Genomic DNA, 18,487 nt, shown 5'->3' on the forward strand with positions numbered 1-18,487 from the left:
TAATTACCATACTTCCATGAAAAAATTCTTACTATCTGCGCTGGTAGCTGCCGCTGTCGGTGTTTCGGCTTTTCAAATGGCTACCCCGGGTGCCGTCACTACAAAACAAACAGTCTCTTCTGCCAAGGCAGAAAACCTGCAGAGCTACAAAGTGAGCATGGAGGAAAGTAAAATCACCTGGATAGGCCGCAAGGTAGGGGGGGAGCATACCGGCAACATTAAACTAGCCACCGGTTCTATGCTGTTTGACAGATTCAATCTGCGCGGCGGTACCTTCATCATGGACATGACCACCATTACCTGTAATGACCTGCAGGGCGGTTCTAATGAAAGACTGGTGAAGCACCTGCGCTCAGATGATTTCTTCTCGGTAGAGAAGAACCCTACCGCCTCGTTTGCCATCACTAACCTGGCGCCTAAGCAAAATGCCAAGGCGGGCACGGCCAATTACACCGTAACCGGTACCTTAACTATTAAAGGCATTAGTAATGAGATTTCTTTCCCAGCGCTGGTAATCGTTAAAAAAGGTGTGGCTACCACTAAGGCCACCCTTAAGTTTGACCGCACCAAGTGGGATATCAAATTCCGGTCTGGTAACTTCTTTGAGAACCTCGGCGACAAAGCCATTCAGGATGACGTAGAATTGCAGCTGGAACTGGTAGCCAAAGAGCAAGTGGCGGCCAAAAAAGACAAGAAAGCAGACAAGAAAGAAAAAGTAGCCCGTTCATAAGGCTCACGTAATGAAGAAATCCGCCGGAGGCTCCCTTGCTTCCGGTAGATTTTTTTATTGGGGTAAAAATATAAAACCCGGAAGCTTGGTTCTGAGACCAGGCTTTCGGGTTTTATCATTTACGCAGGAAGACAGCTAGACTAGTGGGGTGCTTCTTACCGGGGTACGGTTATAGTCGGGTTCCCAATCATTGATAGGCAGGCAAATGCCCGGCGGAAGGTCCAGATCGGGTAAACCGTCATTGAGCGGCTCACCTCCGTCATCGTCATTATCATCTTGCGGGGGCACGCTTATTCTTTTACGCGGTGCCAACGCAAGGAAAGCTATCAAGGCGAACATCGCCAAGGTGTATACGATCATCATAAGATCAAAGGCATTAGAAGTCTCACATCACATTCACAGTCATTTTCTACCCGGTGTCACTTCTTGTTTCAACGTATTGGCGTCATGCTATGTTAGCCCCTGGGGGAAAAAAATTAACAAACTTAGCAAGGGGGTAGGTTTTGCCGAAAGGGGGGTGTAGTTTTGTCTCAGTTTAGGGGTGCCTTAAGATAACGGGCTGAGATCATACCCATTGAACCTGACACGGGTAATGCCGGCGAAGGGAAAAACAAGGGAAACAAAACAAGTGGAAGTACCGGCCCCTGGTGGCTTCTGTATGTTTTACCAATTTTCATCACTTACCCATGAAAAAAGTACTGGCCCTCTTAGCGGGCTGCCTGTTGCCGTGGCTTTCCATGGCGCAGATCACGCTGTCTGGCCGCATCACAGATGCCGCCACCCAATCTCCATTAATCAGTAGCACCGTTTCTGTCTCGCCGGGCAACCGCGCCACCGCCACAGATGCCGCCGGCCGCTACACCCTGCCTAACCTACCCGCTGGTGAATACACCGTGCAGGTAAGCTACCTGGGTTATGCACCTGTAAAGCAAACCGTGCAGCTGCAAAGCTCCCAGACCCTTGACCTGGCCCTCACCCGCACCAGCGTGGCCAGCAAAGAAGTTCTGGTGACCGCCACCCGCGCCAACGAGAAAACCGGTACTACCTACTCCAACGTGAGCAAGCAGGAACTGGAGGACCGCAATTTTGGCCAGGACTTACCGTACCTGCTGGAAAACACCCCTTCCCTGGTGACCAACTCAGATGCCGGCGCCGGCGTGGGCTACACCAGCATGCGCATACGGGGCTCTGACATTACCCGCATCAACGTGACCGTGAACGGCATACCGGTGAATGATGCCGAGAGCCACGGGGTTTTCTTTGTGAACATGCCAGATTTCGCCTCTTCTTTGCAGGACGTGCAGGTGCAGCGCGGGGTAGGTACCTCTTCCAACGGACCCGGGGCTTTCGGCGCCAGCCTGAACCTGCAGACCCAGGACGCCCGCCCAGAGGCCTATGCCCGCACAGATAATGCCTATGGGTCTTACAACACCTGGAAAAACAACGTGCAGTTTGGCACCGGCTTGCTGGGCGGTAAGTTTGCCGTAGACGGGCGTCTGTCACGGGTTTCTTCTGATGGCTATATTGACCGCGCCACCTCAGACCTCAAATCCTTTTACCTTTCCGGGGGTTACTACGGCACCAAAGACCTGCTCAAGGTGGTCATCTTTGGCGGCAAGGAAGTGACCTACCAGGCCTGGAACGGCGTGCCCCAGGACATGCTGGAAACCAACCGCACCTTCAACTCCGCGGGCACCGACTATGGCAAGCGCAAAGATCCCTATGACAATGAGGTAGATGACTACGCTCAGAACCATTACCAGCTGCATTACGCCCATGAGTTTTCGCCGGAACTGTCTTTGAACGCGGCCCTGCACTACACCAAAGGCCAGGGTTTCTATGAGCAGTACAAGGTGAACGCCCGCTTTTCTGGCTATGGCATTGCCCCGGTCGCCATTGGCGGCACCACCATCTCCAGAAGTGATCTGGTGCGCCGCAAGTGGCTGGACAATGATTTCTACGGCACCACCTATTCCTTGCAGTACAACGGCAAAGGTAAGCTGTCTGGGATCTTGGGCGGCGGCTGGAACCGTTACGCCGGCGACCACTTTGGCGAGGTGATCTGGGCGCGGTACGCTTCCTCGTCAGAGATTAGGCACCGGTACTATGACAACAGCGCCGAGAAAACAGATTTCAACGTCTTTGCCAAGCTCATGCTACAGGCCACGGAGCAGTTAGGCTTCTTCGGTGATGCCCAGATTCGTACCATTGACTATACCGTGAACGGAATGGATGATGACCTCCGTGATGTGACCACCAAAGCCAGTTACTCCTTCTTTAATCCCAAAGCGGGCGTCACCTTCGGCATCACGCCGCAGCAGAACCTGTATGCCTCGGTGGCGGTAAGTCACCGCGAGCCCACCCGCTCAGATTTCACCGATCGCCCGTCCACAGACCGGGCCAAACCTGAGCGCCTGCTGGACTATGAGGCCGGGTACCGCCTGAACCAGCCGGTGGGTAACCTCAACGGCACCCCGCTGCTCCTTACCGCTGATCTCACCTATTTTTACATGGACTACAAAGACCAGCTGGTGCTCACCGGAAAGATAAATGACGTAGGCACGGCCCTGAGAACCAATATTGACAAAAGCTACCGCACGGGCGTAGAGCTTTCGGCCGGCCTGGGGCTGGGCCAAATAGCCAAGTTCACCTCCAACCTGGCCCTGAGCCGCAACCGCATTCAAAACTTCACAGAGGTGCTGGCCATTGACTACAACCCAGAGGATGTGGTGGTGAATGAGTATGAAGAGACCACCATTGCCTATTCCCCAAGCTTGGTCACGTCTAACCAGTTGGAGGTGCAGCCATTGACCGGACTGCGGTTTCAGTTCCAATATAAGACCGTAAGTGAGCAGTTCCTGGACAACACCGCCAGCCAGGAGCGCCGCATAGCCCCTTATGGCGTAGGCGATGCCCGCGTGTTTTACCGCTTCCAGCCCGTGGCCTGGATGAAGGAAGTGGAGGTAGGTTTCTTGCTGAACAACGTCTTCAATAAGCGGTATGAAGCCAACGGCTATACCTTCACCGAGCTTTACTCAGGTGACAACACCCGCTACGATTACAATTACTACTTCCCGCAGGCGCCCCGCAATTTCCTGGCGCAGGTAAGTCTGCGTTTTTAGCCCGTTTTTCAGAAAACAGCCCATAAACAGAAATTCCCGGTAGTTGGCACTACCGGGAATTTCTGTTTATGGGCTTGGTGATTCAGGGGGAACCGTAGAGACAAGACACTGCCTTGTCTCTACCACGCATTTCTTTTCTGTTTTGGAGCTGTTTTCCGGAAAACAGCTCCAAAACAGAAAACCCCTTCTGGCAGTTACATTGTTTGCTAACAAGTGTTGGCGCACGCCCAGATTCTTGTTAAGTTTGGGAGAAGACATTTTCCCGAAAGGGCGTTAACCTTACAACTATGGCTACAGACAATTCCGTTGCTCCAGATTATTTCAATATAGATGATCTGCTTACTGAAGAGCACAAGCTCATCAGGCAGTCTATGCGGGAATTCGTGAAACGCGAGATCTCGCCTAACATAGAAAAATGGGCCCAGGACGCGCATTTCCCCAGTGAGATTGTGCCTAAGTTTGGCGAAGTAGGCGCGTTTGGTCCAACCATCCCCACGGAGTACGGCGGCGGTGGCCTGGATTACATCAGCTACGGCATTATCATGCAGGAGATTGAGCGCGGCGACAGCGGTATGCGGTCTACGGCTTCAGTGCAGGGTTCTTTGGTGATGTACCCCATCTATGCTTACGGCTCTGAGGAGCAGCGCAAGAAATACCTGCCCAAACTCGCCAGCGGTGAATGGCTGGGCTGCTTTGGACTGACCGAGCCTGACTTCGGGTCTAACCCGGGCGGCATGGTGACCAACATAAAAGACATGGGCGACCATTACCTGCTCAACGGCTCTAAGCTCTGGATCTCTAATTCCCCTGAGTGCCAGGTGGCGGTAGTTTGGGCCAAAAACGAGCAGGGTCGCATTAAAGGCCTGATTGTAGAGCGCGGCATGGAAGGCTTCACTACCCCAGAGATCCACAATAAATGGAGCTTGCGCGCTTCCTGCACCGGCGAGTTGGTGTTTGACAATGTGAAAGTGCCCAAAGAAAACCTGCTGCCAAACGTGGATGGCCTGAAAGGCCCGTTGGGTTGCCTGGACTCAGCCCGGTACGGCATTGCCTGGGGCGCCATTGGGGCCGCTATTGACTGCTACCAGTCGGCCCTCAACTATGCCAAGCAGCGCATTCAGTTTGACAAGCCCATTGCCGGTTTCCAGCTTATTCAGAAGAAACTGGCCGAGATGGTCACCGAAATCACCAAAGCCCAGTTGATGGTTTGGCAGTTAGGGGTTTTGAAGAACGAAGGAAAGGCCACCACCCAGCAGATTTCCATGGCCAAGCGCAACAGCGTGGACATGGCCCTGCACATCGCCCGTGAGGCGCGGCAGATCCATGGCGGCATGGGCATTACCGGCGAGTACCCTATCATGCGCCACATGATGAACCTGGAAAGCGTAATCACCTATGAGGGCACCCATGACATTCACCTGCTCATTACCGGCGCAGACATTACCGGTATACAGGCGTTTAAATAGTTGTTAGTGATTAGTTGTTCGTTGATAGAACGAAAGAATAGGGGAGAGGCAGTTGCGGGAACGTGGCTGCCTTTTCTTATGGGCTCTGCTTTGAGCAACAAAAAAGGCACCCGTTTCGCCAGATGCCTTGAGTGAATGTCCGCTAGAAAGTAGATTAGTAGGTGTTGGCGTTTTGGGCCTGTTTTTCAGAAAACAGCCTTAAAACGCCTTTTCCTGTAAAGGGTTAAGAAGCAATGGGCTTGAGTTGCAGGTGGAAGGTAATGTTCAGGTTTTCTTTGGTCTGCACCATCCCCTTGAATTTGGTGGGCGGCACCAGGTTGAAATCAGAGAACTTTACCTCGCGCTCGCCAATCAGGTGAATGTTCTTGTTGGCGTCTACAGATATTTTGTAGGTAACCTCCACCCGTTTGCGTACCCCGGCCAAGTCTATGTCTACCCAGCCGGTAATGTGCTCTGGCTTGCGGCTAAGCTCCGGAAACTTGTTCAAAGACAGAAAATTAATGCAAAGCTGCGGATACTGTTTGGCTTTCAGGGTTTTCTGGAGGTCGCGGGTCATGACTGGGTTATGGCAGTCAAAGTTCTCAATGTCCAGGTTCAGGCTTCCCCACAGCTTCACCATTTTGCTGTTCTCCATGACAGAGAGGGTGTCTACCTGGTCATATCCGTTGATCTCGCAGACAAATTTATTGACGTTGGTACTACCGTTCACACGCAGATTGCTGCTGGCGCTAATGACCCATTTTGCACTGTTGTACCCTTTGCTTGTGGGGGCCCAGGCTGCCAGCGTGGTAAGGACCAAAGGAAGCAGACACCATACAAATAAGTTTCTACTACGCATAGCCATTTGATTTTCTGTTTTAGTAAAAAGCTGGGCGGAAGTACCACCCCCACCCAGCTTTTGGTAAGATTACATTATCACTTTTAGAAGCCTACTACCGCCTGGATCACATAGCCTTTGAACTCACCGTTGTGACGAAGGTCAGCGGTTGGGAACTTGTTGTATTCCTGGATCACATATTCACCTTTCAGTAAGATGTTTCTGGTCAGGAACCAGCCGGCACCCAGGGCTTTGCGGTCAATGCTAATGTCTTCAGTGTAAGTGATAGGCGCAGCACCGGTCACGTTGGCTGGTCTGGCTTTCACTTTGTTGTAACGGGCTCCTACGAAGACGTTCTCAGAAGGACCGAATCTGTAGATCAGGTCAGCAGCGTATTGGCTGGCTTTTCTTTCACTGGTTTCAGATTTAGTTCTACCATTGGCTCTTTCATAGGTACCAAAGAACTCCAGGCCACTGGCTTTTACAAATCCGTTGAACTGTAAGGCATCTACTTTTTTGCTGAAACCTGGGTTAAATCTACCAGAAGAGAACTGGGCACTGGCGGTGCTTCCTACTCTTTCCAATGCCATGAAGTAGTTAGAACCGGTACGGTCACCGGCGTAAAGGGTCTGGCCGCCGGAGCTGTTGTTCATGTAGTAAGAACCAGTTAAGCGTACGCGCACATTATCCATTACGTCTTTGTCTACACCGGCTTTGAAATAAACGGCCGGAGACTTACGGGTGTTGTCATCTTGCGGAGTTGGTGTCAGTTCATCAATGTTCCCTTTGATCATACCGTTGGTAGCACCCACTAAGCCTAAGAATCCGTTCTTTCTAACCAGCACCTCACCGCCAATCTCAGTGGTAAAGGCATCCATGATGTAGTTTTCTGCAAACGGGTTGTAGATAGTGTTACCCCCGTCTGAGCGCCGGAAGTGCTGGTCTCCGTAGTTGATCTCCATGTGGCCCACTCTAATGGTAGTCACAGACATGATATCATCCCAAATCTGGCCTTTGAAAGGCAGTTTATCAAACTGGATGTATCCGCCTTTTACCCAGGTCTCATTGTGGTGACGGCTAGACAGGTAGCTGGTTAAGTTCAGTCTGATACCGTCTGCCAGTTGCACGTCCATGAACAGGTTGGCGTTGGCGGTGTTAAAGCCAGGCGTCATTTTGTACAGGTTGTTAGAGGCATTGTTTGGGGTGTTGCTGTGCTTCAACCCCTGGAAAGACTGGGTAAAGCCCGCTCCAAACATTAATCTAAGGCCATCAAACGCTATAGTGTCTTCTTTAGGATCTTCAAAGACATTGATGCCTCTTTTGTCATAAGGCCGAAGGTTAGAAACCGGGCCAAACACTTGGGCATTGGCGGTCTCAGAGAACAAGCATCCTGCCAGTAAGAGAGAGCCAATAACGGTGGTAAATTTTGTTTTCATAATCGTGGTTTTTAAGAAAGGTTTTTAATAAGAGTCAGACTATTTATTTTTTATAGTTGAGGGCGTATTTGATGGTAAGGTCATTGCCTACCTTCATAGCACCGGCCATAAAGCTGGGAGGTGTCAATTTGTAATCGGTTTGTTTTATTTTCTCAGTGCCGGTAATGCTTAAGGTGTTGTCTGGGTTTACCACCACGTTCACATCCATGGCAATGGGTTGCTTGGCACCGGCAATGGTCAGGTCTCCAATGGCTTTCACCAGGAACTTGTTTTTACTTACCGGAGTCACTTGGGTAGAGCGCAGGTTATAGACAATTTTTGGGTACTCCTCTGCTTTGATCGCTTTGTACATGCGGCTGTCCATAGAAGAAGATTCGCTCTTAATGGTTTTGACCGCTACCGTAAACGTGAAGTTGCTGATAGATTGCAGGGCGTTGTTGCTGTCAAACTTGAACTCGCCTTTGCTGTCCATGGTGGTAGAGGCCATTTCCCAGTCGTGCACATTAGAAGTACCTAGTACTTTAATGGAACCCTGTTTGCCAGGTACCAGTCCGTAAGCGGTTTGGGCTTGGGAGAACTGAGGAAGCGCAAAAAACAGGATAGCCACTAAAAAGGCCGGGATGACGTTTAAGCGGGAAATGAAATTCTGAGTTTTCATGACTGTATGTTTTTTTATTTTGACTGCTTTTATTTGATACAAATGTAGACCACAACTGAAGGGCGTAACATGACCGTAGTTAGGGGGACAGGTGATGTTTATCAGTTATTGAAGTAAAAGGGCAAACAGCTACCAAATTGGCAAATGGCAGTGGTTCTTTATATGGCAGATTGTAAGGTGGTTATAGAATAGTGGCCCTTGCAGGGGACTCAACTACAGAAACAAGCCAAAAAATAAAGAGGGTACGGGTTAATATAAAAGATAGCAAGTATCCTTTGTAGAAGAGTAGAGAGAGAAAGGAAGGTTTTGTTGCTCCTTAAGGAAAGGCCTGTAGAAGGGCCGGAGGCAATCAAAGAAAGGTAATAGGAGGAAAGGGAAGACGTTGCCAGGAACGCTTCTAAGGCATATAGAAGAAAGGAAAGAAAAAGGGCTTATTTATAATTAAGATTCAGGATAATCTCCAAGCCAGCATGCAAAGGCCCGCAAATATCACTTAAATCAATCTTTTCGCTTTTTTTGGCTAATTGAAAGGCCTGCTTTTTCTGGTCAATCTCAGACATTCCTCTATTAAGGTACTGCAGCGCCTGGCGGGTGGCAAGCTGTACGTGCGCTGAGTTGTTGCTGAACCGTAACTGATCTACAAGTTGCAGAATCTCCTGGCATTGGGCCTGGAGCTCAGTTAAAGCTTCTTTTTCATCAATCGCTTCGCACTCCAGGTTATCCATCATAACTTTTAAAGAGGCGAATGTTTCTATATTCATGGGTGTGGTGTAAAAAAATGGGCTGGCACTATAAAGGCTAACAAAGGTATTGCCATAATCGGTCCACAATTATTGAATGATTTGAAAACAAAAGTCTCAAGTAACTGGCGAAGAATAATTTTGCTAATGTAGTTAGATTAAAAGGATCTGTTAGTAAAAATAATAGCAAAAAGATAGGCTTTTGCGCCCTGCCCGGGAGCGTTTTTAGCGGTTGATGTGTTATCTTTACAACTGAATCTTTGCTTTACGCCAGGATATTTTACACATGAGAGAAGACTATTTAAGCGGCGAAGCCGATAACCTTTCACCCGCCGAAAAGGAATATGACAAGGCGCTCCGGCCCCTTGACTTCAGCGCCTTTGCGGGCCAGGACAAAGTGGTGGAGAACCTGAAGGTGTTTGTGGGCGCAGCCATCATGCGCGGCGAGGCGCTGGACCATGTGCTGCTGCACGGACCTCCGGGCCTGGGTAAAACCACCCTGTCCCACATCATCGCCAACTCCCTGGGCTCTAATATCAAGATAACGTCTGGCCCTGTGCTGGACAAACCCAGTGACCTGGCCGGCCTGCTCACCAACCTGGAGCGCAATGACGTGCTCTTTATTGATGAGATCCACCGGCTAAACCCCATAGTGGAGGAGTACCTGTACTCGGCCATGGAAGATTACCGCATTGACATCATGCTGGACTCTGGCCCTAACGCCCGGTCGGTGCAGATCTCCTTGAACCCGTTCACGCTCATTGGCGCCACCACCCGGTCTGGTCTGTTGACCTCGCCGTTGCGTGCCCGTTTCGGGATCAACTCCCGGCTGGAATACTATGACTCCAAGCTGTTGACCTCCATTGTGCAGCGTTCCGCCGAGATTCTGGGTTCGCCCATTCATGAGGATGCCGCCTTTGAGATTGCCCGCCGGAGCCGGGGTACGCCACGTATCGCCAACAACCTATTGCGCCGTACCCGTGACTTCGCGCAGATCAAAGGCGACGGAACCATTACGGTAGACATTGCCAAGTTCGCCCTTAATGCCCTGGACGTAGACCACAACGGCCTGGACGAGATGGACAAACGCATTTTACTCACCATCATAGAGAAATTCAAAGGCGGACCCGTGGGCCTTTCCACCATTGCCACCGCCTGCGGCGATGAGGCAGAGACCATTGAAGAAGTATACGAACCGTTCCTTATCCAGGAAGGCTACATTAAGCGTACCAGCCGCGGCCGTGAAGCCACCGAAGCCGCTTATCGCCACCTGGGCAAAATTCCGCCCAACCACGTGCGCAGTGGCACCCTCTTTGACCAAGCCGAATAAGCTGTTTTGAGCCCATTTGGCCAAAACAGGATCAAAACGTAAAAGTGTTTCACCCTCACCAGTTGTAAAGCTGGTGAGGGTTTTTTATGGGTTTGGGATTCCCTTGTGGTTTTATGGGTGGCTTTAAGTCTTTTTTTGGCAAAGAGAGCTGGAAGCAAAATTGTAGCGGCGTTACACTGTAACGCCGTGGCTCCATGAAACAAAGGCATCTCCATCATTACAGACCTGTCTTTATAACAGAAAACAGTGTTGCAAAAGCAGTGTTTGGGAGCTTGAAAAGATATTACTGCGAAGCACCACGGCGTTACAGTGTAACACCGCTACAGACCAAATAACTTCGTTGTTCGGCATTCCAAATCTGGAAATCCTTGATTTCGTTTTGACATATTATCTAGAAAACAACTCGCGCTATTCGGGATTTGTAATCCCGAATTCCAGAAAAGCGGATTTATAATCCGCCTGCCGGTCTTGCATCTGGACCCGTTTAGCAATGCGTGGGGAGGGGATTGCAAATCCCCCTTTCGGAACTTCCGGATTGCAAATCCGGAAGAGCTTTGGAGCTAAGAAATTGGAAGACCTAGTAGTGCGTGCAGCTCCTACGAGTGTCTCTGCCAATGTTTCCATGATTTCTGTTTTAGGCCTGTTCTCTGAAAAACAGCCCAAAAACAGAATTTTTACGGCAACTGAAATTCTTTTCCGCCAATTTTGTTGAAAGAAAGGCAATTACCTTTACACCCATGCTGAACCTCGCGCCCAAACATACCCAATTCATCAAGCAGAAAGCCCTGGAGCTCGGGTTTATGTATTGCGGGGTGTCCAAGGCCGATTTTCTGGAGGAGGAGGCGCCTAGGTTGGAGAATTGGCTCAACCAGAACAAACATGGCCAGATGCACTACATGGCCAACCACTTTGACAAACGCCTGGACCCGCGCCTGCTGGTAGAGGGGGCCAAATCGGTGGTGAGTCTGTTGCTGAACTATTACCCGGAGGAAACCCAACCCGAGGACACGTTTCAGATCTCTAAGTACGCGTACGGCCAGGACTACCACTTTCTCATCAAAGACAAGCTTAAGACCCTGTACCAGTTTATTCAGGAAGAGATAGGCGAAGTAGGTGGACGCGTGTTCGTGGATTCGGCGCCGGTCATGGACAAGGTATGGGCGAAGAAAAGCGGGTTGGGCTGGGTAGGCAAGAACAGCAACCTTATCAGGCCCGGGGTGGGCAGTTTCTTTTTCATCGCGGAGCTGATCCTGGACCTGGACCTGGAGCCGGACGGGCCTATCAAAGACTACTGCGGTACCTGCACCAAGTGCATGGATGCCTGCCCCACCGATGCCATTTCTACCCCCTACGTGGTAGACGGCAGCAAATGCATCTCTTATTTCACTATTGAGTTGAAGGACCAGATTCCGCAGGAGGTAGAGGGAAAATTTGGGAACTGGGTATTTGGCTGCGACATCTGCCAGGACGTGTGCCCCTGGAACCGGTTCAGTAAACCGCATCAGGAGCCCCTGTTAAAGCCACATCCTGAGTTGCTCCACCTTTCCGCAGGGGATTGGAGGGAGCTGACTCAGGATGTGTTTGGAGAAATTTTTAGAAAATCGGCTGTAAAACGCACGGGCTACGCCGGGCTTACCCGTAATCTGAAATTTGTAGCCAATGAACCGGCCCCGTTAAGCGGCCATCACGTTCCCGAAGACTTTGTCTAAGATAGGGCTGTAAGAAGAAGAGAACCGCTTGTAGCACCAGTCGCGCAGCGTCTCTAACTCTGAGCGCACCAGCATCCGCATGCTTTTTCTCAATTCCTTCTCAAACAACTTAGAGTCAAAGCTTACTTTGTCTAAAATTAATTTTACGTACTCCAACATGACTTTTATATAAATAGGTATAGGTGAGTGTATTGTGTTAGGATTCCTTCTTCTGGATTAAGATATACGCAAAACAGGCGCTTTTGTCTAAAGGATTTATACTGAAATTTTAAAATAATACCATAAAAAAAGGCAATCTGTTAAAGATTGCCTTTTAAGTTTTTGGGTAGTAACTGGTTACCGGATGAACGGAGTCACAATAGCTAATACCTGGTCTTTGGTCAAGGGCTCATCAAACGCTTCAGAGGCTGCCTCAGCGGTAATATTGATGCCGTTGGCGTTCATAATGATGTTCACCGTAGCTTGTGTGGTTAGTTCCTCCCCGTCATAGATAGGTTGGGTAGCTGCGGGCAGACCGCCTCTGTCTTTCAAAGTAATCCATGGTTTTACAGGAGCGGCAATGGTAGGTACATCACGGCGCATTCTCCGGATGTGGGCCGCATGGCGGGCTTCTACCGAGTGAATCTGCAGGGCTGCCTGTAGTACAGCATTGCTTGCTACCAGATTACCGGCCTGGCCTTTGTAGGCACGTACCCCGGTGTCTTCAAATGCCTGGGCAACGGCTAGCATGGTACCGTAGTTAGTGAACACATCTGCAAAAGCGCCTCTGGCGGTGTAGTCAAAGTTGGCAGCGGTAAAGGTTACCGGGGTGCCTTGCAAGCTGGTGATGGTGGTACGCAGGAAAGCCACGTGCTGGGCTTCATGGTCTCTGATCAAGGTAAGGGCTCCCTGGGCGGCGGCATTGGCACCTACTGCAGGCGCGGCAATCACTGCTTGCTTATAGAACTCAGACTCCAGATACTCTAAGGTCAAGGCGAAGTTCAACACTTCCACAATGGCGGTGTTGCTACCGGTCTGGGCGTAGGCTTTGTTCAGCATAGACCCAAAGGCCAACGGAACGGCGGTGGCGGCCAGTTTCTTGCCGAAGCCGGCAAAGTGCTTGAAAACGTTCCGGCGAGGGTCTAAGCGCTCAAATACTTCCGGATCTACTTTTTCAATTTCTTTTATTACGTTGAATATATTCATGGCTTTGTTTCTCCTTTAATTATTGTGTTGGTAAACCGGTAGCTACAATGGTTTCTTTGATGAACGGCTGTGCGCGCTGCAATACCTCAGAAGGCATTAAGGCTACATCCAGTCCGTTAGAATCCACGATCATTCTGCCAGCAATAATGCCGGAGTCACCTTTGGCGAAATCTCCGTTGCTGATCAGGTCTCTGATCTCGGCGGCGTGGCGGGCTTCCACAGACACAATCTTACCGGCCAGGGTCAGGTAGGTCAATCCGTTACCGGTATCGGTGAAAAGTTTCCCGGCTCCGTTGTAGGCGGCTACGCCCAGGTCTTCAAACGTTTTGGCGGTAGCCAGTACAGAGGCGCGGTCTGAGAAATTAACGGCAGAGAAGTTAGGGGTAAGGTCCTGAATTCTGGAAGCAGCCGGAATGGCGGCCTTGAAGAACTCGCGGTGCGCTACCTCATGGTTACGGATGTCTGTCAGGATAGAGCGCTCCAGGGCGCTAGGGAACGTGGTAGAGAAAGCGGTATGGGCCACCACCTGGGTGTAGAAGGCGGCTTCCAGTTGCTCCAGAGCGTAAGCGTAGTTCAGGATTCCCACGTCGCCGGTACCCAGGTTTACGCTGCCAGAAGTGTTAGGCATGCTGTCATCGTCGTCATCGCAACCTGCCAGCAGCAAAGCAGAAACAGCTACGCCGGCACCGGTATAGCGCAGAAAGGAACGTCGGTTCAAAGGATTGTTCAATTCCTGGAGGGTATCTTTCTCAGGAACTGGGGTGGTGTTTTTTGCCATAGTTTTAACTTGTTGAAGGTGAAACAAATGCTGCTACCGGAATCTAACCAAGGCCCGGAGTCTGCCTTCCGCCTTTTACATGATTGGGCGGAAGTAGCGAGACCTACGACAAGAGTTATAGACCTGGATTTCAAGGGAGGAAAAAAAATCAAAAAAAGCAGGATTATTTTTTGTTCGCGTCCGTGGTGAGCGGATAAGGGTGGGAGCCTTGGCTGGTAATTCGTACTTTTGAAAGAATTGGAACGGCCGTTTTAAGGCCGTTTTCCTGAAAACAGATGAAAAACGCGCTCTTCCTTCTTTTATGGCTTTTCTGTTGGGCCCCCCTCTGCGCCGCCCAGGAACTGACCGTGGAGTATGGCGCGGCCAGCGTTCCCATTGACCAATATTTTACTATTTCCTTAAAAGCCCCGGCTACCAAGCCCACCAAGGTAGACGGGTTCCCCGAGATTGAAGGGATGCAGAAGAGCACCCAGAAGTCCTCTACCACCACCTACACCCGGGGCAAGGTGGTATCTGTGGTGTACACGCTTACCCAGCAGTACGCCCCTTTAAAGGAAGGCGACTTTGCCATAAAGCCCTTTACCCTTACCGTAGACGGGAAAGCCGTGGCTGTGCCGGGCTTCAAAGGGAAGGTAGGACCAGTAGTCCCGGCCACGGCTACCCCCGTAGATAGTTTACTGGCCGCTGCTGCCCCCATTGGCGCCCCCGAGTTTATGGAGGTAAAGGAAAATGCCTTCCTCACGCTGCATGTGCCCAAGCAGACCGCGTATGTAGGGGAGGCCGTGCCGGTGTCACTCTGGTTTTATGTGGCAGACACAGACCTGGGCCTGCTGGATTTTTACCAGTTTGAGACCCAGATTGTAAGCATCATCCGCAGTCTCAAGCAGCGTAGCGCCCTGGAAGAGACTGTACCCCAGGAGGAAATCCTGCCCGAGAAAGTGAAAGTGGGCGACAAAGACTTCACCCGCTACAAACTCTATGAAGCCATCCTGTTCCCCATCACGCCCCAGGACCTGAGCTTCCCGGCGGTGAACCTGCGCATGATCAAGTACAAGATCGCTAAGAACCCTTCCTTGCTCATTCAGAACCGCCAGCCGGAATTCAAGACCTATGCCACCCAGATTAAAGCCGTGAACGTGAAGGCCCTGCCGCCGCACCCCCTGCGGGACCAGGTACCGGTGGGGGTGTTCCGGTTAGAGGAGCAGGTCTCCCGCAACACCATCTCTTTAAACCAGAACCTGGTGTACCACCTACGCATTGGGGGCGAAGGCAACATCAAAACCTTACCGCTGCCCCAGAACATTGCCGTCTCTAGCAAGCTGGAGATTTACCCACCTGAGATCAGGCTGCAGGAAAACATCAGGCAGGGGAGGATCCTGGGCGACAAGACCTTCCGCTACTTTATAGTGGGCCGACAGGCCGGCGAGTTTCCGTTGCGCGAGTTGTTCCAGTGGGTGTATTTTAACCCGGTTACCGCCCGCTATGACACCTTAAGGCCCAGCATTACGGTGCGGGTAAGGGGCCAGGAAGATCAAAATAGTTTTATAAGGGCCCAAGATGTGGGTGATTTTTACAATATTGCTGACACAGAGAGCAATCAGTTGATTAGTCTGACCCAATTGAAGGAGGTGCGCCTGTACACGAATATCGTGTTGGCCGTGATGTTGGGGGTTAGTTTGTTTATCTTCATACTAAAGAGGAAATGAGTAACACGTACGGGTCCATTTTCCGGATCACAACTTTTGGGGAGTCACATGGTACGGCCGTTGGCGTCATTGTAGACGGTTGCCCCGCGGGCCTGCCTATCACCATAGAAGAACTGCAGGCCGGCCTGGACCGCCGCCGGCCGGGCCAGTCAAAGATCACCACGCCCCGTGACGAGAAAGACCAGGTGCAGATTCTGTCGGGAATTTTCCAGGGTTATACCCAGGGCACGCCCATCGCGCTGGCCGTCTATAACAAAGATCAGGCAAGCCATGACTACTCCCACATTGAGAACGCTTTCCGGCCTTCGCACGCAGACTACACCTACACCGCCAAGTACGGCACCCGTGACCACCGCGGCGGCGGCCGAAGCTCGGCCCGTGAAACCCTGGCGCGCGTGGCGGCCGGAGTGCTGGCCCAGAAGTTCCTGGCCCAGAAAGGCATCCAGATCACCTCTTATGTCTCACAGGTAGGCTCCATTCATGCCCCCGCAGACTACTCGCAGCTGGACCTGAGCCAGGTAGACAGCAACATTGTGCGGTGCCCTCACCCAGAGACGGCCCAGGCCATGATCAAACTTATAGAAGAAACCCGCGATAAACTAGACACTATTGGCGGCGTGGTTTCCTGCGTGATCAAAGGCGTACCCGCCGGGCTGGGCGAACCGGTGTTTGACAAACTGCACGCCGAGTTGGGCAAAGCCATGCTGAGCATTAACGCTGTGAAAGGCTTTGAGTACGGCAGCGGTTTTGAAGGCGTAAGCATGTACGGCTCTGAGCACAATGACGTCTTTTACACCGATGAGGAAGGCCACGTGAAAACCCGCACCAACCACTCCGGGGGTATCCAGGGCGGCATCTCCAATGGCCAGGACATCTACTTTAAAGTGGCGTTCAAACCAGTGGCCACTATCTTGCAGGCCCAGACCACCATTGACAAGACTGGCGAGGAGATTGTGCTGCAAGGCAAAGGCCGTCATGACCCTTGCGTCCTGCCCCGCGCCGTGCCTATTGTAGACGCCATGGCCGCCCTGGTACTGGCAGATTTCGTGCTGCGCCAACGCGCCAATAAGATTGATTGATTCTGTTTTGGGCCTGTTTTCCAGAAAACAGGCCCAAAACGCAAGATCTTTTAAAGCAGCTTTCCTTTTCCAGGGATGGCTTATAATAAAAAAAGGTGTTTTGGGGCTGTTTTCATGAAAACAGCCCCAAAACACCTTTTACGTTCCCGCCTTACCTTTACAGAATCTCTATGATCCAGATCAAGGCCAAAACCGGCAACAGGTAAATAAGCGAATATTTGAAGACGTACTGGAAGAAGGGAGGCATCTTCACGCCCGCCTGCTCGGCAATAGACTTGACCATGAAGTTAGGGCCATTGCCAATGTAGGTCATGGCGCCAAACAGCACCGCGCCGGTAGAGATAGCCTCTAAGATTAGACGCGTTTCCGGAGACTGGGCCAGACCCACGGCGAAATCATGCACCTGGGCAGGGTTGGCGTAGTTGAGGTGGTACTTGGCCATGCCCAATGACAGGAAGTTGGCATAAGTAGGGGCATTGTCCAGCACCCCAGAGAGAGAACCCGTTACCCAATAGAAAACCGAAGGCGTCAGTTGGGCGGCAAAAGCTGGGGAAGAAGCCAGTTCCGCGGACAGCTGGAGCGCCGGCATCATGGTAAAGAAAATCCCGAAGAACAGGAACACCACCTCCAGGATGGGGTCAAACGAGAAATGGTTACCGTTTAAAGCGGTTCGGCTGGCAAACCTGAAGCACATAAAAGCGGCTGTGAGCTGGATGATCTCCCGCACAAAAGAAATCTTGACGCCGCCTTCCAGCGGAATATAGGGGAGCCACTCATAAGAAGCCGGGTTCAGGAACGTCGCGCCAATGATCACCGCCAGCCAAACCAGGTTACGCTTGCCTTTGAGGTAGAACTCAGTGGTGGCCTCGTTTCTGGCTTTTACGCTGGGGCTGGGGGTAAAGCTGGGTTTGTTGCGCCGATCCAGCACAAAGAAGATGACGCAAAGGGCTCCTACGGCAATCGCCCAGGGGGTGAACAGGTGCTGGAGAGTCCAGAAAAACGGTACACCCTTCAGGAAACCAATGAACAGCGGTGGGTCGCCCAGGGGCGTGAGCATACCGCCGGCGTTACTTACAATAAAGATGAAGAACACGATCTGGTAAGGCTTTATGCGGTGGTTGTTCAACCGGATGAACGGCCTGATGAGCAGGAGCGAGGCTCCGGTGGTCCCTATCACGTTGGCAATGACGGCGCCAAAAAGCAGAATGGCCACATTCATGATCGGGGTAGCATTGGCGTTGGCGTTCACATAAATACCGCCGGCGGCAATGTACAGGGAGCTGAGCAGAATAGCGAAGGAGGCATACTCGGCTAAGGTCTCAATGGGCATGTGGGTGTCATGCAGCACCAGCAGGTAATAGGCCAGCACCAGCAAGCCTAAGCCTACCGCAATGGTTTTATAATATTTATGCCAGAAATGCGGGAAAAAAATGGGGCCCGTGGCAATAAGACCAATCAAAAGAACAAAGGGGGCAATGAGAAAACCAGGCACGTTGGGTAAAGAGGCAGCCAGTAAAACAGTGGCGTTGAGCATAAGGGCACGGTTAATGGAAAATCTGGAGGGGCAAAGGTACGCTTTCTCCTGAAAACGGAAGACGTTTTTAGCCCCCTTTCCGGCAAACGTGCCTAAACCAGGCAGGGGTGGTACCCAAGAAGTAAGCGTCAGGTATCGGAAATTCTAACTATTTTTGGAAACTTAATTAAAGACCCATAAGTTTTTACTATATAACT

16 protein-coding genes and 1 riboswitch are annotated in these 18,487 nt (G+C 51.3%); of the genes, 7 read left to right on the forward strand and 9 right to left on the reverse strand.

Annotation, left to right across the window (positions count from 1 at the left end; genetic code table 11):
- Positions 1–16: 16 nt before the first annotated feature.
- A complete protein-coding gene (locus tag TH63_RS02135) occupies positions 17–730 on the forward strand; it encodes a YceI family protein (protein ID WP_076606383.1) in 714 nt (237 codons plus the stop codon).
- A gap of 135 nt (positions 731–865) precedes the next feature.
- On the opposite strand, the gene TH63_RS02140 is transcribed toward TH63_RS02135, so the two are convergent.
- Positions 866–1,093: a hypothetical protein gene (locus TH63_RS02140; RefSeq protein WP_048919479.1), complete on the reverse strand. Its 228-nt coding sequence runs from the start codon at positions 1,091–1,093 to the stop codon at positions 866–868.
- A gap of 164 nt (positions 1,094–1,257) precedes the next feature.
- A riboswitch (TPP riboswitch) is annotated at positions 1,258–1,355 on the forward strand.
- 61 nt (positions 1,356–1,416) lie between these two features.
- On the opposite strand from TH63_RS02140, the gene TH63_RS02145 reads away from it, so the two are divergent.
- Positions 1,417–3,852: a TonB-dependent receptor gene (locus TH63_RS02145; RefSeq protein WP_048919480.1), complete on the forward strand. Its 2,436-nt coding sequence runs from the start codon at positions 1,417–1,419 to the stop codon at positions 3,850–3,852.
- Between the two features lie 287 nt (positions 3,853–4,139).
- A complete protein-coding gene (locus TH63_RS02150; RefSeq protein WP_048919481.1) occupies positions 4,140–5,318 on the forward strand; it encodes an acyl-CoA dehydrogenase family protein in 1,179 nt (392 codons plus the stop codon).
- A 223-nt stretch (positions 5,319–5,541) separates the two neighbouring features.
- Here the strand turns inward: TH63_RS02150 and TH63_RS02155 are convergent, their stop codons facing one another.
- The 4 genes from TH63_RS02155 to TH63_RS02170 all read right to left on the reverse strand — a co-directional run bounded on the left by TH63_RS02155 (position 5,542) and on the right by TH63_RS02170 (position 8,990).
- Positions 5,542–6,156 carry a YceI family protein gene (locus TH63_RS02155; protein ID WP_076606578.1) on the reverse strand — a complete coding sequence of 205 codons (615 nt, stop codon included), beginning with the start codon at positions 6,154–6,156 and terminating at the stop codon, positions 5,542–5,544.
- An 83-nt stretch (positions 6,157–6,239) separates the two neighbouring features.
- Entirely contained in the window at positions 6,240–7,571 is a 1,332-nt protein-coding gene (locus TH63_RS02160) for a hypothetical protein (RefSeq protein ID WP_048919482.1), read from the reverse strand.
- Positions 7,572–7,614: 43 nt separating this feature from the next.
- Positions 7,615–8,229, reverse strand: coding sequence for a YceI family protein (locus tag TH63_RS02165; protein ID WP_048919483.1), 615 nt, complete (start codon positions 8,227–8,229; stop codon positions 7,615–7,617).
- Positions 8,230–8,660: 431 nt separating this feature from the next.
- A complete protein-coding gene (locus TH63_RS02170) occupies positions 8,661–8,990 on the reverse strand; it encodes a hypothetical protein (protein WP_048919484.1) in 330 nt (109 codons plus the stop codon).
- A gap of 265 nt (positions 8,991–9,255) precedes the next feature.
- Between TH63_RS02170 and ruvB the strand changes: the two genes are divergently transcribed.
- Together ruvB and queG are read left to right on the forward strand one after the other, a co-directional pair.
- The gene (gene ruvB / locus TH63_RS02175) at positions 9,256–10,299 is read left to right on the forward strand and encodes a Holliday junction branch migration DNA helicase RuvB (RefSeq protein ID WP_048919485.1); all 1,044 of its coding nucleotides are present in this window, start codon (positions 9,256–9,258) and stop codon (positions 10,297–10,299) included.
- Positions 10,300–11,036: 737 nt separating this feature from the next.
- Positions 11,037–12,008, forward strand: a complete 972-nt coding sequence (gene queG, locus TH63_RS02185) for a tRNA epoxyqueuosine(34) reductase QueG (protein ID WP_048919487.1) — start codon at positions 11,037–11,039, stop codon at positions 12,006–12,008.
- On the opposite strand, the gene TH63_RS02190 is transcribed toward queG, so the two are convergent.
- From TH63_RS02190 to TH63_RS02200, 3 genes are all read right to left on the reverse strand, one after another.
- A complete protein-coding gene (locus TH63_RS02190; protein WP_048919488.1) occupies positions 11,973–12,167 on the reverse strand; it encodes a hypothetical protein in 195 nt (64 codons plus the stop codon). The genes queG and TH63_RS02190 overlap by 36 nt on opposite strands.
- Before the next feature lie 177 nt (positions 12,168–12,344).
- Complete coding sequence (locus TH63_RS02195; RefSeq protein ID WP_048919489.1) at positions 12,345–13,193, reverse strand: ferritin-like domain-containing protein; 849 nt, start codon at positions 13,191–13,193, stop codon at positions 12,345–12,347.
- Positions 13,194–13,212: 19 nt separating this feature from the next.
- Entirely contained in the window at positions 13,213–13,971 is a 759-nt protein-coding gene (locus tag TH63_RS02200; RefSeq protein WP_048919490.1) for a ferritin-like domain-containing protein, read from the reverse strand.
- A gap of 275 nt (positions 13,972–14,246) precedes the next feature.
- Between TH63_RS02200 and TH63_RS02205 the strand changes: the two genes are divergently transcribed.
- Both TH63_RS02205 and aroC read left to right on the forward strand, forming a co-directional pair.
- Positions 14,247–15,677: a BatD family protein gene (locus tag TH63_RS02205; RefSeq protein WP_048919491.1), complete on the forward strand. Its 1,431-nt coding sequence runs from the start codon at positions 14,247–14,249 to the stop codon at positions 15,675–15,677.
- Positions 15,674–16,756 carry a chorismate synthase gene (gene aroC / locus TH63_RS02210; RefSeq protein WP_048919492.1) on the forward strand — a complete coding sequence of 361 codons (1,083 nt, stop codon included), beginning with the start codon at positions 15,674–15,676 and terminating at the stop codon, positions 16,754–16,756. The genes TH63_RS02205 and aroC overlap by 4 nt, the downstream gene beginning before the upstream one ends.
- 157 nt (positions 16,757–16,913) lie before the next feature.
- On the opposite strand, the gene TH63_RS02215 is transcribed toward aroC, so the two are convergent.
- Positions 16,914–18,290, reverse strand: a complete 1,377-nt coding sequence (locus tag TH63_RS02215; RefSeq protein ID WP_048919493.1) for a sodium:proton antiporter — start codon at positions 18,288–18,290, stop codon at positions 16,914–16,916.
- Between the last annotated feature and the right edge of the window lie 197 nt (positions 18,291–18,487).

It is taken from the genome of Rufibacter radiotolerans (genome assembly GCF_001078055.1).
GTDB lineage: Bacteria > Bacteroidota > Bacteroidia > Cytophagales > Hymenobacteraceae > Nibribacter > Nibribacter radiotolerans.

Bases quoted from the DNA above. Each gene is read 5' to 3' on its own strand.
- TH63_RS02135 (WP_076606383.1), top strand. From the start codon at position 17: ATGAAAAAATTCTTACTATCTGCGCTGGTAGCTGCCGCTGTCGGTGTT.
- TH63_RS02140 (WP_048919479.1), bottom strand. From the start codon at position 1,093: ATGATGATCGTATACACCTTGGCGATGTTCGCCTTGATAGCTTTCCTT.
- TH63_RS02145 (WP_048919480.1), top strand. From the start codon at position 1,417: ATGAAAAAAGTACTGGCCCTCTTAGCGGGCTGCCTGTTGCCGTGGCTT.
- TH63_RS02150 (WP_048919481.1), top strand. From the start codon at position 4,140: ATGGCTACAGACAATTCCGTTGCTCCAGATTATTTCAATATAGATGAT.
- TH63_RS02155 (WP_076606578.1), bottom strand. From the start codon at position 6,156: ATGCGTAGTAGAAACTTATTTGTATGGTGTCTGCTTCCTTTGGTCCTT.
- TH63_RS02160 (WP_048919482.1), bottom strand. From the start codon at position 7,571: ATGAAAACAAAATTTACCACCGTTATTGGCTCTCTCTTACTGGCAGGA.
- TH63_RS02165 (WP_048919483.1), bottom strand. From the start codon at position 8,229: ATGAAAACTCAGAATTTCATTTCCCGCTTAAACGTCATCCCGGCCTTT.
- TH63_RS02170 (WP_048919484.1), bottom strand. From the start codon at position 8,990: ATGAATATAGAAACATTCGCCTCTTTAAAAGTTATGATGGATAACCTG.
- ruvB (WP_048919485.1), top strand. From the start codon at position 9,256: ATGAGAGAAGACTATTTAAGCGGCGAAGCCGATAACCTTTCACCCGCC.
- queG (WP_048919487.1), top strand. From the start codon at position 11,037: ATGCTGAACCTCGCGCCCAAACATACCCAATTCATCAAGCAGAAAGCC.
- TH63_RS02190 (WP_048919488.1), bottom strand. From the start codon at position 12,167: ATGTTGGAGTACGTAAAATTAATTTTAGACAAAGTAAGCTTTGACTCT.
- TH63_RS02195 (WP_048919489.1), bottom strand. From the start codon at position 13,193: ATGAATATATTCAACGTAATAAAAGAAATTGAAAAAGTAGATCCGGAA.
- TH63_RS02200 (WP_048919490.1), bottom strand. From the start codon at position 13,971: ATGGCAAAAAACACCACCCCAGTTCCTGAGAAAGATACCCTCCAGGAA.
- TH63_RS02205 (WP_048919491.1), top strand. From the start codon at position 14,247: ATGAAAAACGCGCTCTTCCTTCTTTTATGGCTTTTCTGTTGGGCCCCC.
- aroC (WP_048919492.1), top strand. From the start codon at position 15,674: ATGAGTAACACGTACGGGTCCATTTTCCGGATCACAACTTTTGGGGAG.
- TH63_RS02215 (WP_048919493.1), bottom strand. From the start codon at position 18,290: ATGCTCAACGCCACTGTTTTACTGGCTGCCTCTTTACCCAACGTGCCT.